Source organism: Rhizobium aethiopicum, assembly GCF_900094625.1.
Taxonomy (GTDB): domain Bacteria; phylum Pseudomonadota; class Alphaproteobacteria; order Rhizobiales; family Rhizobiaceae; genus Rhizobium; species Rhizobium aethiopicum.
The window spans coordinates 347,060-362,425 of record NZ_FMAJ01000005.1 but is presented as its reverse complement, the minus strand read 5'-3'; the positions used below and the strand labels follow the sequence as shown (position 1 = coordinate 362,425).

Sequence of the window (15,366 nt, the reverse complement as noted above, 5' to 3'; positions counted from 1 at the left end):
AACCTGAGATCAACACGTTCAGGTTGCCAAGAAACAAAACGTCGACGATCTTTCCAGTTAAAGATGCAATTGCAGCGAGGGCAGACGGCCAGCCACCTGCCCTCCGCAGAGACCTTGTGTTCACTCTCAACGCCCATTCGATCGGAATATTTCCTCGATCTGATTACGGCAAGTCTCAACCGATTTTGGAGTCAGTCAATGACAGTTGCGCTTTGGAGTCAGTCAATGACGGGTGCGAACCCGGCCCATATCGGCGCCAATGCGCCTACGGTCAAACCGCGGCCAGCCTTCGCGCAGACCGATTTGGTCGCATTGTCGCGCTATTTTTCTCTTCTGATGATGCGCAACATCACAAGCGATGGCTACGTCATCGAGGATCCCACATCGCCCGGCGTCTTTTCGGCCCCCGGCTGCGTCATCGCCGCACCCTCCTACCCTGCGAACACGCCGGGTGTCGACCAGGATTACGTTTTCAACTGGGTCCGCGACGGCGCCATTACGGCCATCGAGATCGCGCTAGCCGGATTGCTGCCGGTCCCGGGCGGAGTTTCGCCGAGCCTGGTCGACTATGTAAATTTCGCAGCGCTCTGCCAGGCGAATGCCAAGAATTCCGCGACCGTCACACTTGGCCACGCCTGCTTCACCATCACCGGCGAGGTTCGCCCGTGGTCGGAGCAGAATGACGGGCCGGCCATTCAGTCGATCGCGATCATGACCCTGTTCGATCAGTTGGATGGAGCCACGCAGACGATCGCCAAACAGTTGGTCGAGGCCAACCTCGCTTATCTTCTCGAAGTTTACCAGAACAAGACCACAAATCTCTGGGAGGAATATGAAGGCTATTCGTTTTTCGCCAGAGCCGTACAGCTGCGCTTTTTCCGAGAAATTTCCACAAACACGATCGGTATTGCGGTGCCTGCCGGGGTGGCCGATGCCATCTCCTGGCTGGAAAGCCAGCTGGCGATCCACTGGAACGGGCAGCTCTATGTGAGCATTCTGGATGCCGCGGAGCAAGCCGGTTATGACGCGAACATCGATATCGTCTCTTCGGTCTGCTATGGCGGGATCGAGCCGACCGACACCAAGCTTCTGGCAACGGCGGCCATTCTGCGGCGCCAGTGGGCCGATCCTTCGTCTTCGAACTATTACCCGGTCAATGGCGCCGACGCGGCCAAAGGGCTCGGACCACTCTTCGGGCGCTATCCAGGTGACCATTACGATGGCGATGTGGCAGCTCCAGTGGTCGGCGGGCATCCCTGGGCTCTGTGCACAGCCAACTTTGCCGAGTTTCAATATCGGCTTGCCAATGCCATCGATGCCAGCGGCGCCATTCCCCTCGATCAGTTCTCCGAACCCTTCTTCGCGGAACTGGGACTTGGCGCATCCAGCAGCGCCGCCGAAGCGTCGGCTGCCCTGCGGGCTTCGTCTGACGTCATGTTGCGGGCCATCGTCTATCACAGCGATCACTATGAGCTGAGCGAACAGTTCGATGGTACCGTCGGCTACGAGAAAAGCGTCCGGAATCTGACCTGGAGCTATGCCTCCTTTCTCTCCGCAGTCAGAGCCCGCTCTGCCGCCGCCCCGGCCGCCAAGTCCAAACCCCGAAACTCCCGCGGCCCGAAATCATGACGATTTCAGGTCGCCCGGTCTGAAATCTCGATTGAGTCCAGAACACATGATCCGCAAAGCCTGACGCGGCTTCCGGGAATAATGGAGGACCAAAGTGCTTTTCCCCCTCGAATCGGCGATAAGAGCCGATGCCAAAACCGTCGCAGAGTCTGATGACTATGATATCGTGATCGTCGGCAGCGGCGTTTCCGGAGCAATCATTGCCAAGCAGGCTGCGGAAGCCGGCAAGCGCGTCCTTATCCTTGAAGCCGGAACCGGTGCCAATAGTACTCTCGCAGGCTATGACAATCTGCTGACGACTTTTTATTCGGCAGCCTCCAAGGACAACCAGTCGCCCTTTCCGCTGAACGCGAACGCAGCCATACCCCGCAGCCCGCAGCTTCGCAAGCTGCAGGCGGGGGAAACCGATAGCTCGAACTATATAGTTCAATCCGGCCCTTATGTCAGTGATACGGTATATACCCGCATTTTCGGCGGAACGACCATGCACTGGGAGGCGAAAACGCCCCGTCTGCTTCGCTCGGATTTCAAAACGCGCACGCTTTTCGGCCAGGGGCTGGACTGGCCGCTGAGCTTTGAGGAAGTCGAGGAGGATTACCGCCTGGCCGAGCGGGAAATCGGCGTATCGGCGAATGTCGAAGATCAGCAATATCTCGGGCAGACCTTCCCGGACGACTATGTCTTTCCCATGCGCGGCATCCCGCTTTCCTATCTGGATCAGCAGGTCAACAAGGGCATCGAGGGCACCAGCGTCGAACTTTACGACAAGACCTATCCCCTGAAGGTCAGGCCCTATCCGCAGGGGCGCAATGGCATACCAAACCCGGCCTATGACGGTGGGAAGGGCTACCGTCCAATCGGCGCAGTCGATACGCATCAGGTCGAAGAGGGCGGTCGCTGCCAGGGCAACACCAACTGCGTACCGCTCTGTCCCGTGCAAGCGCGATACCACTCCGGCAAATCACTTGCCAAGGCGTTCGCTCTAAGCGGGGAAAGGGGCGAGCGGCTTGTCGAATTGTTGCCGCAGGCCGTCGCATCGAAAGTCAACATCGATCCGGATAGCGGGAAAGTCCGCTCTCTCGAGGTCAAGATTTACAAGGACCCGGCCTCACCGGCCCACGAGACCATCACCGTGAAGGGCAAGATTTTCGTGCTTGCGGCAGGCGCCATCGAAACGGCGCGTCTCATGCTGGCCTCCGGCCTGCGCAGCACCAGCGGTCTTGTCGGACGCAATCTGATGGACCACGCCTATCTGCTGAACTGGGCGCTGATGCCGGAAATCTGTGGCACCATGCGCGGAACCAGTTCGACGGGCGGTATCGTCGACCTGCGGGACGGCCCTTTCCGGGAAAAGCAAGCCGCCTTCGCCATCGATATCCATAATGACGGCTGGGGTTGGGCCACGGGTTCGCCGACCTCCGACCTTCTCGAACTGGTGGATGATCGCAACCTCTACGGGGCGGATCTTCGGCGCGGCATGATCGAGCAGGTTTCGCGGCAGTTGCTGCTGGCATTCATGATCGAGGTCATGCCCGTCGAAAGCAACCGCATTACGGTGGATCCGCAATATACCGATGCTCTGGGCAACATGCGGCCCATCCTGTCCTTCACGGTTCCGGAATACACCATGAAGGGTGCGGCCTATGGCCGCCAGTTTGCGCGCACCGTCTTTACCCGTCTCGGCGCGCAGGATTACACCCGCTACGACCCCAGCGATTTCGGCTATGTGGCCTATGAGGGACAAGGCTATGCGATCCGCGGCGGCAATCATCTGGCCGGCACCCATATCATGGGAACGACGAAGACCAATTCCGTCGTGGACAAGAACCAGCGCAGTTGGGACCACGAAAATCTCTATCTCGTGGGCGGCGGCAGCATGCCGACGATCGGCACGGCCAATGTCACCTTGACGCTGGCCGCCATGTGCTTCCGAAGCGGTCGCAACATTCTCAAGTCTCTGCATTGAACGAAGGCCGGCATCCAGCGCGCGAACGAACCGATGGTTCGATGCAAGCGACAAGAAGCCGGCCGGTGCACCCAACTTATCTTTCACGGAGCATGAGCATGGATTCCTACAGTATCAAGACGCTCGATGAGCTGAAAGAGTTCCTCTACCGGGCGATGCAGCTCGAACATGCGACGATTCCGCCGTATCTGACGGCGCTTTACTCGATCAAGCCCGGCGTCAACCAGGATGCAACCCAGGTTTTGCGCGTGATCGTCGTGGAAGAAATGCTGCATCTGACGATCGCGGCCAATATTCTCAATGCCATCGGCGGCAAACCGGATCTTGTCAGGCCGGACTTCGTAGCGAGATATCCCGCCGCCCTGCCGGACGGCGAGACCGATTTCAAGGTCGGCATCCAGGCTTTCGGCCGTGAGGCGCTAGCGACCTTCCTGAAAATCGAGCGGCCGGCCCAGCGTCCTGAACATCTCGTCGGCAAGGGCCTGATATACCGCAAAACTCCGCCTGATATCACCGCGCTTGCCAGCCATCCGAGGCATGAGGACTTCCATTTCTACAGTATCGGCGAGTTCTACTCGGCGATCGCGGAAGGCATCAAATACCTGGAAGCGGAAGCGCATGGGGCGGGCACAACCATCTTTACCGGCGACGGGTCGCGCCAGATCACCTCGGAATATTATTACTCCGGCGGCGGTGAGCTGTTTCCCGTGACCGATTTGAAAAGCGCCTTGGAAGCCATCGAGCTCATCATCGAACAGGGCGAGGGCGACGGCGGCGGTATCTACGACGATGACGACCACGAACTGGCCCACTACTATCGTTTCGAGGAACTGGTCAAAGGCCGCTATTACCAGAAGGGCGACCAGCCCGGCCACCCCACGGGTCCGCACTTGCAGGTCGATTGGGAGGGCGCCTATCCCATAAAAGAGAACCTGAAAGTGGAGGACATATTCGAGGGTTCGGAACTGCGTGAGGCGGCGATCGCCTTCAACACCCGCTATGGCGAATTTCTCCAGCTTTTGACGCGAGCCTTTAACGGCCAGCCCAGCCTGCTGCTGGAGGCCGTTCCGATGATGTTCGAATTCCGCAACATGATCCTCGAACTCATCCGCAATCCGCTGCCGAAGCACCCCGGTAAGAACGGCAGCCCCACCTATCAGATCCCCGGCGGCATCAAACAACCAGCCGTCACCCGGCAGGCGGAGGTGAACGCATGACCAGCCGTTTCGAGCCATTCCTGGGTCTTTCCGCCGAATTAACGGCTTTCTCCCACTTCGATCTTCTGGGAACTGGCCTGGCGGAAACCTATCTCGCCACGCTCGACAAGGTGGTCGGCGGCGAGATCACCGACGCGCTGCTGGCCGCGTTCACCGCCCTGCCACCTCCGGAAAGTAAGGCGCGTATCCAGGCAGTTCGCACGACCATTCTCGGCAATGAATTGCTGGGAGACGTGGCCCGCGCGCTGATCAAGCTCTGGTATTCCGGCACCTGGTTCGAGCTGTCCTCCGCCTGGACGGAGCGCTTTGGCCCCAGGCCTGCGAATATCACCTTCGTTGTTTCTCCCGATGCCTATATCGAGGGGCTGCTCTGGAAGGCGATCGGAGCCCACCCTGCAGGCGCCAAGGGGCAAGGTTTCGGCTCCTGGGCCTTTCCGCCGAAGATTCCGGCTTTTTCTCCGGCTCTCGATTTCCAAAACCTGACCTGACGTCACGTCCGCTCGTCTTCAAAGAACTGGATCATTGCCATGACGACATATCTGCATCGACTGACGCCCGCCAAGGTCTGGCTCGGTGTCATCCCCACGCTCTGGTGGAATGACGATTTTATCAACATCGACATCGGCATCCCCTACGAGCAGGCACTGAGTGAGATGGCGCTCGCCGGCTATGTCGGATGCGGCGTCGGCCATAAATATCCGACGGATCCGAAAATCCTGCGGCCTGCCCTCGAACTCAGGGGATTAAGGATTTCCGAGCCTTGGGTGAGCACTTACTTCACCATCAAGGCGATGAATCGTCATACGCTTGAAAGCGTCGATGCTCAGCTCGATTTCCTCGAAGCGATGGAAGGCGGCAGCGACGATCCGCGCAGGGCCGATCTCGTCGTTGCGGAGTTTGGCGGAGCGGTCAATCCGCTTCCGGTCGCCCTGTTCCCGAACTGCCCCGAATTCTCCGAGGACCAGTGGAAACAGCTGATCGAAGGCCTGCACGCGGCGGGAGAGAAAGCCAGGGCCCGTAACCGCCGGCTCTGCTATCACCCGCATCTCGGAACGGGGGTGATGAAGACGGAAGCGATCCACCGGCTGATGGACGAGACGGATCCTCGCCTGGTCAACATGCTTCTCGACACCGCGCACCAGGCGGCTGCCGGTGTCGATCCGCTGGCGCTGGCCAGAAAATACGGCCACCGCATCAAGCATGTTCACCTGAAAGACATTCGCGCCGAGGTGGTTGCGAGGATTCACAACAGCGAATTGTCCTTCCAGCAAGGGATCGAGGCGGGGATATTCACCGTGCCAGGTGACGGTTCCATCGAGACCTTTCCGGAAATTCTCGATGCGTTGGCCGAGGCGGATTTCGCCGGGTGGATCTGCGTCGAGGCAGAGCAGGACCCGGCCAAGGCCAATCCGCTGCAATACGCGAAAATGGGCCGCGAATATCTGCGCAAGCTGCTTGGATGGTAGCCCGGCGCGGACCGTTTGTTTCAGCCCGATGGCAATGTGAAGGAGGCGGGACCGACCTCGCCTCATCACAATGCCGGGCGAGACATCATCCTGAACCACGCATTACTGGATAGCCACAGCTGGAGCGATGAAGATGGAAGAGGCACGCAGGCGAGATATCTATTTCAGCTTCTTTATGTTTACAGCCGATTTGAGGCCGAATGACGCGGGCTATACTCAGGTTCTCGTCAGACATCTGAAAGCTCTTACCGAGATCGGCTACACCGGCTTCGATGTGCATATCGCCCCAGGACCGGCCCATGTCGGTCATCATGCTGAGGTTGAAAGCTATATCAGCCTCAAGAGGGCGTTCGATCAGGCAGGCTTCCGGGATGTGAAGTTCACAACCAATGTGGGGACCACGCGAACCTTCGATCCGACCTCGCCCTACGAGGAGCAGCGCAAGCAGGCTTTGTCCTATCTCAAATCGCGCGTCGACATTACCTCGGTGCTGGGCGGGGAAAATACGATCATGTCGGGGCCGTTCCTGTACCCCTATGGGATCTTTCCGCTGACGGATGACGGTGAAGGGATCTGGAGCGACGCGCTTCAGGATTGGATGAAGCCACGATATGCGGCGGCCGCCTCCGTCTTCCGGGAATTGGCGCAATATTCTGCCGAGAAGAGGGTGAAGCTCGCCATCGAACCCGTCAAGAATTGGGAGACACCCGGGCCGACCATGGTCTCGGAAGCGCTGGATTTTCTCGAAAGCGCCGACATCCCTGTCTGTGGAGTCACGATCGATACGGCTCAGGTCGTGATGGAAAGCCAGGGGCCGGCAATATTCAGGGAAAATGTCGCCCGGGCAGCACAGCAAAGCCGGCTGAATTACGTTCATATCTCAGCGCCGGACCGGGGCGCGGTCAGAGATAGCTGGATTCCCTGGGAGATCATGCTGGACGAAATCGAGCCGGTCTATTCCGGCCCTTATCTCGTCGAAGTCTTTAACGCGATTCCCCCCTTCGCGAGCTCGATGCGAATGACGCGCAGACGCTTCTGGCGGCCCGGCGAGGACGCGCCGGAGGCGGGCGTCGATAGCGCCTACGACGTTGCGCGCACCGCCCTGAGGACATTGGAGGAGAAAATCGCGTCCCACGCCCGTCGATCTAACCCATGATGGCGCCCTGGCGCACATGTGGAAACAAAACCGGGAATGCTGGGGAACCACGTCTCCGCCATGCCCGGGGGAACGTCAAACCTCAGCAAACGACCTTGAAATCAGGGAGATACCTATGGTGGCGCAATTGCCGGATCCCATCAAAATCGTCAGGCGAGCAGGCGATGTCCGTATTCATACCTTCATTTCAGCTTTCACGGATGACAATATCGCCAATGCAACGCACATCATCGAAAGTAGGAACAAGCTTGTTCTTGTCGATGGGCAATTCCTCGTTCCCTATGCGCTGCAATTCAGGGCGTATGCCGACAGTATCGGCAAGGAAATCGACCGGATTTACCTGTCGCACAGGCACCCCGACCATTGGTTCGGCCTGGGAGCCGCATTCAACGACATTCCGATTCATACGTTGTCGGAAACGAAGGAGTTCCTGAAGCAGCATGGGCAGGATTCCCTGGATGACCATTGGAAATTGGGCAACCTCGCTCCGAAGAGCTTGGTGATTCCCGAAAATACGGTTCGCGCCGGCCACGAGATCATCGACGGAGTCAAATACGTATTTGATGAGGTCGTTGATACGGAGATCGATTTTCTCCTCACCATAGGTCTTCCGGACGTGGGCGTTTTTATTGCGCAAGACCTGATCTACAGCGGAACGCACCTCTATCTGACGAAATACATGGAGCATTGGATCGGGATTTTGCAGGGCATGCTGCTGTCCGACTATGAGCTGTTCCTTCCCGGCCACGGCTTTCCGGCCGACAAGAACGAAGTTGCCAAAAATATAGAGTATTTGTCCGCCGCCATGGAGGCCGCCGGCAACGGACTCACCAATGATGCTTTCAAGCGCTTCCTGCTGGAAAGATTTCCCGAGCGAAAATGCCCCGGAATATTCGACATATACATACCGCGCTTATTCGATAACGCGAGCGAGTTCTAATAAAGGTCAATTGTCGTCAACAGGGGAGCCGTTGGACCATGGGCGATACATACACGGTTGGGCAATATCTGGTCGACAGACTTGGCGAACTGGGCTTGGGACACCTGTTTTCCGTAGCGGGCGATTATTCGATCGAATGGGTAAACAGCTATGTCGAGAAGAGCGGTATTCAGGTCATCGAAGAGGTGAACGAACTGAATGCCGGTTATGCGGCCGACGGCTATGCGAGACTGAGGGGAATTGGCGCGCTGTGCGTCACCTATTCCGCAGGCTCGCTTTGCGCAACAAATGCGATCGCCGGATCTTACGTCGAGAAAGTGCCGGTCGTTCTGATCAACGGTGCGCCAAGCATTCAGAAAACGCTGACATTCGAACAAACCGGCTACAGTTCACATCACTTCATCAGCGGACGGGAAACGGATCTTCAGGTGTTCGAATACATAACCGCCGCTACCGTCCGCATCGACAGCCCTCATCTTGCGCCAATGCTCATAGACTATGCGCTGACACAGTGCATCACGGAAAGACGTCCGGTCTATATCGAGTTGCTGGAGGATATGGTCGACCTCGAATGCGCACGCCCGTCGAATGCATTGAAGGCGGCGCCCGTCATATCCGACGAGGACAGTCTCAATCAGTCGATCGCGCAAATCAGCGAAAGATTGGAGAATGCCACCAAACCCTTGATCTGGATCGGCGTCGAGATCGACCGGTTTGGCCTTCACGACCAGGCGGAGCGGCTCATTCGGGACCTCAAAATTCCCTACGTGACCGAGCTTCTGAGCAAGGCCATCCTGTCGGAAGACGATGTCCAATTTGCCGGGGTCTTTGATGGCAAATCGTCGTCACCCTATGTCCAGTCTTTGGTCAAAGACGCCGACTTCGTATTGGCGCTGGGTGTCTGGTTGACTGATATCAACGATTTGGGCTGGCCTATCGATCTCGATAAAACCGCATTCGCCTCTTGGGATACGGTAAAATATGGCACGATCTTCAACGCACAGGTTGCGCTGGCGGATCTCGTCAACGGCTTGATCGACAAAAGGCTGACGTGCAAAACCCAAACTCTTCCGGCGAAAACGGTTCGGCGAGCGCCGGTCGTGAATCCGGCAGCCGAAATCACCTATCAGGGCTTCTATGATTTCATTCAGCAGCAGATCGACGGAAATACGATCGTTGGTGCGGACGCTAGTTTGAATTATTTCGGGAGCCTGCTTCTTGAAGTGGGTGCTCGTCGCGGTTTCATCGTCCAATCATCCTATTCGGCGATCGGTTATATCGGCCCGGCCGCGACCGGGGTTTCGCTGGCGAAGCAAGATAAACAGAGGCTGCTGGTCTTTGCGGGGGATGGCGGGTTTCAGATGACCGCTCAATGCCTCTCGACGCAAACCCGTTTCAACCTCAACCCGATCGTCTTCGTGATGGACAACGGCATCTATGGCGTGGAGCAGTGGCTTGCCGATGCATCGGTCTTCCATGGCAACAAGCCGTTCTACAATTCATGCATTCTGCACCGATGGAATTACAGCAAGTTGGCAGAGGTCTTTGGCTGCCAAGGCTGGAAAGTGGATACCTATGGCGAACTGCAGAGCGCCATAAACGGCGCCAAAGAAAACCTGAACAGCCCGTCGATCATCCAGGTCGTCGTGCCTCAGCGGTCGATCCCCGACAATGCGAACTGGAAAGCAAGCTAGAGCGCGCGCGCGACATCCGGTTGCCCGAACTCTAGTGCCTCCTGCTCCAATCGGGCCGCCAGATCGGCAAACGACTGCGGCCGTCCAAAAGCATAACCCTGGAGAGTGTGAACACCGAGATCGGCGAGCACTTTGGCATGGTCGAGCGTTTCCACCCCTTCCGCAATCACTTCCATGTCAAGCGCCCGCGCTATGTCGACCAGTGAACTCACCAGCCTGCGGCTGGGCACGGATTGCAGGATCGGCATCACCAGCTGGCGATCGATCTTGACGCGGTCCGGTCTGAGCTCGAGCAGGCCCAGCAAGGAGGCATGCCCCGATCCGAGATCGTCGATCTCGATGTCGATACCGAAGGACTTGATCGCCTGGATGTTCTGGCGCACCCGATCACTCAGGCTGTCCAGGAATATCGTCTCTATCAACTCGAAGCTCACCCGGCCGGCCGGGATGTCATAGCCGCCGAGTTTCGTTGCCAATTCGGGATCATTGAGACGATCGGCGGAAAGGTTGATGGATACGCGGATGCCCTCCATCAGGGAAGCCGAGGATTGCATATCCGACAGAACAGCCTTCAAAACGACATCGTCTAGCTCTGCCACCAATCCATGCAACGAGGCGAGAGACAGGAAATGCGCCGGGGCGAGGATTCCTTTCGTCGGGTGGTTCCATCTCGCCAGAGCTTCGACACCATTTACCCGGAATGACCTGGCATCGACCTGCACCTGGTAAAACGGACGGATCTGGCCGAGCGCCAGTCCGGATCGCAGATCCTGCGCGAGCTGCCTTTCGTTCGCCAGGGTCGAAGCCATCTCGTCGGAAAATATCTCGGCGCGATTCCGGCCATTCCGTTTGGCATGGTACAAAGCCAAGTCCGACTGGGAAAGCAGCTTGGCGAAGTCTGCGCTCATGGCGCTGGCCACGCCAATGGAACATTGCACGCTCAGCGTCTGGTCGCCAACAGGAAGCGGGCTCTCCAGACGTCGCTGAATATGGCCAAGGACCGTCTTCGTCTTGTCGGGCTTGTCCTCAGCGATGACGACCGCAAACTCATCGCCGCCGAGGCGTGCCGCGACGTCACCGGCGGAGATGGCTTCCAACAGAATCTCACTGACATGACAGAGGATGAGGTCGCCGACCGCATGCCCGAAACGGTCATTGATCTCCTTGAAACGATCAACGTCTATATGAAGAAGCGCAACCTTCACGCTCTCCTGCCGGGCAAGCTCCGACAGGGCAGAATCGAAGCTGCGCCGGTTCAATAGGCCGGTGAGGTGGTCGTGATCGGCGGCGAACCGAGCTTCCGCCCGGCTGCTCTCCAACTCCTTGTTGAGAAGGACGTCGTCCGTCACATCCCATTCGGCGCCGACAAAACAACCGTCGCCGGAAGCATCGACGAAATAGCGAGCGCGCGAGCGCAGATAGCGGATCGCTCCGTCCGGCCGGACGATGCGGAATTCGGATGCATAATCCGATTTGGTTTCGATGGCGCGCAGAAATATTTCATTGGTCGCCGCCAGATCGTCGGGGTGGACGCTGTCGAGCCAGATGACATCGAGCGGCGCTTTCGGGACGCCATAGATCAGCTTGAGCTGCTCGTCCCAGCGCGTCTGATTTTTTGCGATGTTGTGCTGCCAGATTCCGATGCCGGATGCCTCAAGCGCCAGGCCAAGCTGGCGGAGCAGATTCTCAAGCTCGACATTCGTTCTGGATCGTTTGTTGCTCAAGGCGATCTCGCTGTTTCGTTCGCCCGAATGTCGCATTGAATATTTTAAAGAGTGCTAATCGAGGGCAAGCCGTCGCTGTTAATCAGCCCAGCGTCCCTCCGTGCCGTATTTATGTGCACTGCACAAATATAGCGCTCCCGCCAGTGCTGATATATTCGCATCGCACAAATCATAATCATAATTCAACACAGCACAAAAAATAAGCACCCAAGAAATCGTCCGGTTTCTTCTTTTTATTCAGAACGTTACCGATTTTTGCCCGAACTGGCACGCTGGTTGCAGGTTCCTCCTTGCCCGGTCAACGGCGACCGAGGCGGACGGGCACGGCATAAGCGCCCGCATTAGACAACGGCGTCGCAAGGTCTTTGCTGTCGGGGATTTCCCATCCCGCGCACACAAATTCCGGCGGCGTTTTTTTGCGTTCGAACTCACCAAGCAGAGGGGAACCTGCAGATGAAGAAGATTTCGACGACTGGGATTTCGACAACCGGCATCAGCCGCCGGAGCATGCTCAAGACGACTGCAGCGGCTGCCCTCATAGGCGCCGTCAAGACTGCCTTTCCCTCCGGCGCCTTTGCAGCCGGGACCGGCCCTGAAGTAAAAGGGGTGAAGCTCGGCTTCATCGCGCTCACGGATTCCGCGCCGCTGATTATCGCCAAGGAAAAAGGCCTGTTCGAAAAACACGGGCTTCCGGAAACGGATGTGGCCAAACAGGCCTCCTGGGGTGCGACCCGTGACAATCTGGTGCTGGGCGGAGCGGCCAACGGCATCGACGGCGCTCATATCCTCTCGCCGCTCCCCTATCTCATGCAGACCGGCAAGGTGACGCAGAACAACAAGCCGGTGCCGATGGCGATCCTTGCACGGCTCAATCTCGACAGCCAAGGCATCTCAGTGGCCAAGGAATATGCCGAAACCGGCGTGCAGCTCGATGCTTCCAAGCTGAAGGCCGCCTTCGAGAAGAAGAAGGCCGAAGGCAAGGAGATCAAGGCCGCGATGACTTTCCCGGGCGGCACCCACGACCTCTGGATCCGCTACTGGCTTGCCGCCGGCGGCATCGACCCGAACAAGGATGTTTCGACCATCGTCGTGCCACCGCCGCAGATGGTGGCCAATATGAAGGTCAGCAATATGGACGTGTTCTGTGTGGGCGAGCCGTGGAACGAGCAACTCGTCAACCAGGGCATCGGCTTCACCGCAGCCAGCACCGGCGAGCTCTGGAAGGGTCATCCGGAAAAGGCGCTGGGGCTCCGCGCCGAATGGATCGAAAAGAATCCCAACGCTGCCAAAGCCCTGCTGATGGCTGTCATGGAAGCGCAGCAGTGGTGCGAAAGCATGGATAACAAGGCGGAGATGGCCGACATTCTCGGGAAGCGCCAATGGTTCAACGTGCCGACCAAGGACGTGCTTGGCCGCCTCAAGGGCGACATCAACTATGGCAACGGCCGCGAGGTCAAGGCCACCGACCTCTACATGAAATTTTGGAAGGACGGCGCCTCCTATCCGTTCAAGAGCCATGACACCTGGTTCATGACGGAAAATATCCGCTGGGGAAACCTGCCTGTTACAACCGATGTCAAGGCGCTGGTCGACCAGGTGAACCGCGAAGACATCTGGCGCGAGGCCGCCAAAGACCTCGGCGTCGCCGCCGCCGACATTCCCGCATCGTCTTCCCGTGGCAAGGAAACGTTCTTCGACGGCAAGGTCTTCGACCCTGAAAATCCCTCGGCCTATCTGGAGAGCCTTTCGATCAAGGCCGTCTCCTGACCCGTCTTACGGCGCGCCACCAGCGCGCCGGCCCTTTTTTTTACGTGAGGAGCGCGTCGATGTCCGCCCTGGCAAATAAACAAAATCCCTCCGCGACCGTCGCCGTCAAGCGCGCGGCAAAGGTCCTGCCGTTTTCGGGCGGGCATGGACCACGGATTGACTTTCGTCGCGCGGGCTTGACTGCACTTCGCAATGTCGTTCCGCCGGTCGTCGTGCTGGCGCTTCTCCTGCTCGTCTGGCAGGTGCTGTGTTCTTCGACCGACGCGTCTTTGCCGTCGCCGCATCAGGTCTGGCAGGACAGCTATGATCTGATCGCCTATCCCTTCTTCAATTACGGCTCCCAGGATATCGGGCTCGGCTGGCGCGTGCTCGTCTCGCTGCAACGCGTCGCTTATGGATTCGGGCTGGCCGGGATCGCCGGCGTCATTATTGGTGCGATCATCGGACAGTCGGTCTGGGCGATGCGCGGCCTTGATCCGATCTTCCAGGTGCTGCGCACGGTTCCACCACTTGCCTGGCTGCCACTGTCACTCGCGGCCTTCCAAGATTCCAACCCTTCGGCGATCTTCGTCATCTTTATCACCTCGATCTGGCCTGTCATTATCAACACCGCGGTCGGCGTCCGCAATATTCCGCAGGACTACCGCAACGTCGCCGAAGTGCTGCGCCTCAACCAGCTCGAGTTTTTCTGGAAGATCATGCTGCCTTCGGCAGCGCCTTACATATTCACCGGCCTCAGGATCGGCGTCGGCCTCTCCTGGCTCGCGATCGTTGCAGCGGAAATGCTGACCGGCGGCGTCGGCATTGGCTTCTTTATCTGGGACGCCTGGAATTCATCGCGTCTCCCGGACATCATCGTCGCGCTGGCCTATATCGGCATTGTCGGATTTGCCCTCGACAAGCTGGTGGCAGCGCTCGGCAAACTCATCACCCGTGGCTCAATGGCCAATTGAGGAGCGCAGTATGAACGCCTATCTGAAGCTCGATCGTATCGACAAGCATTTCGATCGCGGCGGCGTGCGCGCCGAGATCCTGAAGGATATCAACCTGACGATATCAGAAGGCGAATTCGTCTCGATTATCGGGCACTCCGGCTGCGGCAAGTCCACGCTGCTGAACCTTATTGCCGGGCTCACTCCCGTTTCCGCGGGCGCGGTGCTCTTTGAAAACCGCGAGGTCAACGAACCGGGCCCGGAACGCGCCGTCGTCTTTCAGAACCACTCGCTCCTGCCCTGGCTGACGGTCTACGAGAACGTCAACCTCGCTGTCTCCAAGGTCTTCAACAGAACGAAGACCAAAACGGAGCGTCATGACTGGGTGACGAAAAATCTCGACCTCGTGCAGATGGCGCATGCCAAAGACAAGCGGCCTTCTGAAATTTCCGGAGGTATGAAGCAGCGCGTCGGAATCGCCCGCGCGCTTGCCATGGAGCCGAAGATCATGCTGCTAGACGAGCCCTTCGGCGCACTCGACGCGCTCACTCGCGCCCATCTGCAGGACGCGGTGATGGAAATCCACGCCAGGCTCGGCAATACGATGGTGATGATCACCCATGATGTCGATGAAGCAGTGCTGCTGTCCGATCGCATCGTGATGATGACCAACGGCCCGGCGGCCCGCATCGGCGAAGTGCTCGACGTGACCATGCCGCGTCCTCGCAATCGCATCGAACTCACCTCGGACCGAACATATCTCAAATGCCGCGAAGCGGTGCTGAAGTTCCTCTACGAACGCCACCGCTTCATCGAAGCCGCGGAGTAAGATCCCGCGGCATTCCACATGCCAACGGTTATGTGATTGCCAATCG

12 protein-coding genes are annotated in these 15,366 nt (G+C 58.2%); 11 read left to right on the top strand and 1 reads right to left on the bottom strand.

Annotated features, from left to right (window positions below):
* Positions 1-198 precede the first annotated feature (198 nt).
* The 8 genes from GA0061105_RS13830 to GA0061105_RS13795 all read left to right on the top strand — a co-directional run bounded on the left by GA0061105_RS13830 (position 199) and on the right by GA0061105_RS13795 (position 10,068).
* Complete coding sequence (locus GA0061105_RS13830) at positions 199-1,629, top strand: glycoside hydrolase family 15 protein (protein WP_092750742.1); 1,431 nt, start codon at positions 199-201, stop codon at positions 1,627-1,629.
* Between the two features lie 94 nt (positions 1,630-1,723).
* A complete protein-coding gene (locus GA0061105_RS13825) occupies positions 1,724-3,595 on the top strand; it encodes a GMC oxidoreductase (RefSeq protein ID WP_092750740.1) in 1,872 nt (623 codons plus the stop codon).
* Positions 3,596-3,693: 98 nt separating this feature from the next.
* A complete protein-coding gene (locus GA0061105_RS13820) occupies positions 3,694-4,812 on the top strand; it encodes a ferritin-like domain-containing protein (protein ID WP_092750738.1) in 1,119 nt (372 codons plus the stop codon).
* Positions 4,809-5,300 carry a hypothetical protein gene (locus GA0061105_RS13815; protein ID WP_092750736.1) on the top strand — a complete coding sequence of 164 codons (492 nt, stop codon included), beginning with the start codon at positions 4,809-4,811 and terminating at the stop codon, positions 5,298-5,300. Before GA0061105_RS13820 ends, GA0061105_RS13815 begins: the two co-directional genes overlap by 4 nt.
* Before the next feature lie 39 nt (positions 5,301-5,339).
* A complete protein-coding gene (gene iolE, locus GA0061105_RS13810; protein ID WP_064696895.1) occupies positions 5,340-6,278 on the top strand; it encodes a myo-inosose-2 dehydratase in 939 nt (312 codons plus the stop codon).
* Positions 6,279-6,405: 127 nt separating this feature from the next.
* The gene (locus GA0061105_RS13805; RefSeq protein WP_208601644.1) at positions 6,406-7,434 is read left to right on the top strand and encodes a sugar phosphate isomerase/epimerase family protein; all 1,029 of its coding nucleotides are present in this window, start codon (positions 6,406-6,408) and stop codon (positions 7,432-7,434) included.
* A gap of 115 nt (positions 7,435-7,549) precedes the next feature.
* Complete coding sequence (locus tag GA0061105_RS13800) at positions 7,550-8,374, top strand: MBL fold metallo-hydrolase (protein ID WP_092750732.1); 825 nt, start codon at positions 7,550-7,552, stop codon at positions 8,372-8,374.
* 38 nt (positions 8,375-8,412) lie between these two features.
* Positions 8,413-10,068: an alpha-keto acid decarboxylase family protein gene (locus tag GA0061105_RS13795; RefSeq protein ID WP_092750730.1), complete on the top strand. Its 1,656-nt coding sequence runs from the start codon at positions 8,413-8,415 to the stop codon at positions 10,066-10,068.
* On the opposite strand, the gene GA0061105_RS13790 is transcribed toward GA0061105_RS13795, so the two are convergent.
* On the bottom strand, positions 10,065-11,792 hold the full coding sequence (locus GA0061105_RS13790; protein ID WP_245304323.1) for a putative bifunctional diguanylate cyclase/phosphodiesterase: 1,728 nt from the start codon (positions 11,790-11,792) through the stop codon (positions 10,065-10,067). The two genes, GA0061105_RS13795 and GA0061105_RS13790, sit on opposite strands and share 4 nt — an antisense overlap.
* A gap of 453 nt (positions 11,793-12,245) precedes the next feature.
* On the opposite strand from GA0061105_RS13790, the gene GA0061105_RS13785 reads away from it, so the two are divergent.
* From GA0061105_RS13785 to GA0061105_RS13775, 3 genes are read left to right on the top strand one after another with little or no spacing between them, the layout of a single operon-like run.
* Positions 12,246-13,559: a CmpA/NrtA family ABC transporter substrate-binding protein gene (locus GA0061105_RS13785; RefSeq protein WP_064696898.1), complete on the top strand. Its 1,314-nt coding sequence runs from the start codon at positions 12,246-12,248 to the stop codon at positions 13,557-13,559.
* Between the two features lie 59 nt (positions 13,560-13,618).
* Positions 13,619-14,512, top strand: a complete 894-nt coding sequence (gene ntrB, locus GA0061105_RS13780) for a nitrate ABC transporter permease (protein WP_092750726.1) — start codon at positions 13,619-13,621, stop codon at positions 14,510-14,512.
* A 10-nt stretch (positions 14,513-14,522) separates the two neighbouring features.
* Positions 14,523-15,320, top strand: coding sequence for an ABC transporter ATP-binding protein (locus GA0061105_RS13775; protein WP_092750724.1), 798 nt, complete (start codon positions 14,523-14,525; stop codon positions 15,318-15,320).
* Positions 15,321-15,366 lie beyond the last annotated feature (46 nt).

What these genes read in the sequence shown, in the direction of transcription:
- GA0061105_RS13830 (WP_092750742.1), top strand. Translation starts at nt 199, where the DNA reads ATGACAGTTGCGCTTTGGAGTCAGTCAATGACGGGTGCGAACCCGGCC.
- GA0061105_RS13820 (WP_092750738.1), top strand. Translation starts at nt 3,694, where the DNA reads ATGGATTCCTACAGTATCAAGACGCTCGATGAGCTGAAAGAGTTCCTC.
- GA0061105_RS13815 (WP_092750736.1), top strand. Translation starts at nt 4,809, where the DNA reads ATGACCAGCCGTTTCGAGCCATTCCTGGGTCTTTCCGCCGAATTAACG.
- iolE (WP_064696895.1), top strand. Translation starts at nt 5,340, where the DNA reads ATGACGACATATCTGCATCGACTGACGCCCGCCAAGGTCTGGCTCGGT.
- GA0061105_RS13805 (WP_208601644.1), top strand. Translation starts at nt 6,406, where the DNA reads ATGAAGATGGAAGAGGCACGCAGGCGAGATATCTATTTCAGCTTCTTT.
- GA0061105_RS13800 (WP_092750732.1), top strand. Translation starts at nt 7,550, where the DNA reads ATGGTGGCGCAATTGCCGGATCCCATCAAAATCGTCAGGCGAGCAGGC.
- GA0061105_RS13795 (WP_092750730.1), top strand. Translation starts at nt 8,413, where the DNA reads ATGGGCGATACATACACGGTTGGGCAATATCTGGTCGACAGACTTGGC.
- GA0061105_RS13785 (WP_064696898.1), top strand. Translation starts at nt 12,246, where the DNA reads ATGAAGAAGATTTCGACGACTGGGATTTCGACAACCGGCATCAGCCGC.
- ntrB (WP_092750726.1), top strand. Translation starts at nt 13,619, where the DNA reads ATGTCCGCCCTGGCAAATAAACAAAATCCCTCCGCGACCGTCGCCGTC.
- GA0061105_RS13775 (WP_092750724.1), top strand. Translation starts at nt 14,523, where the DNA reads ATGAACGCCTATCTGAAGCTCGATCGTATCGACAAGCATTTCGATCGC.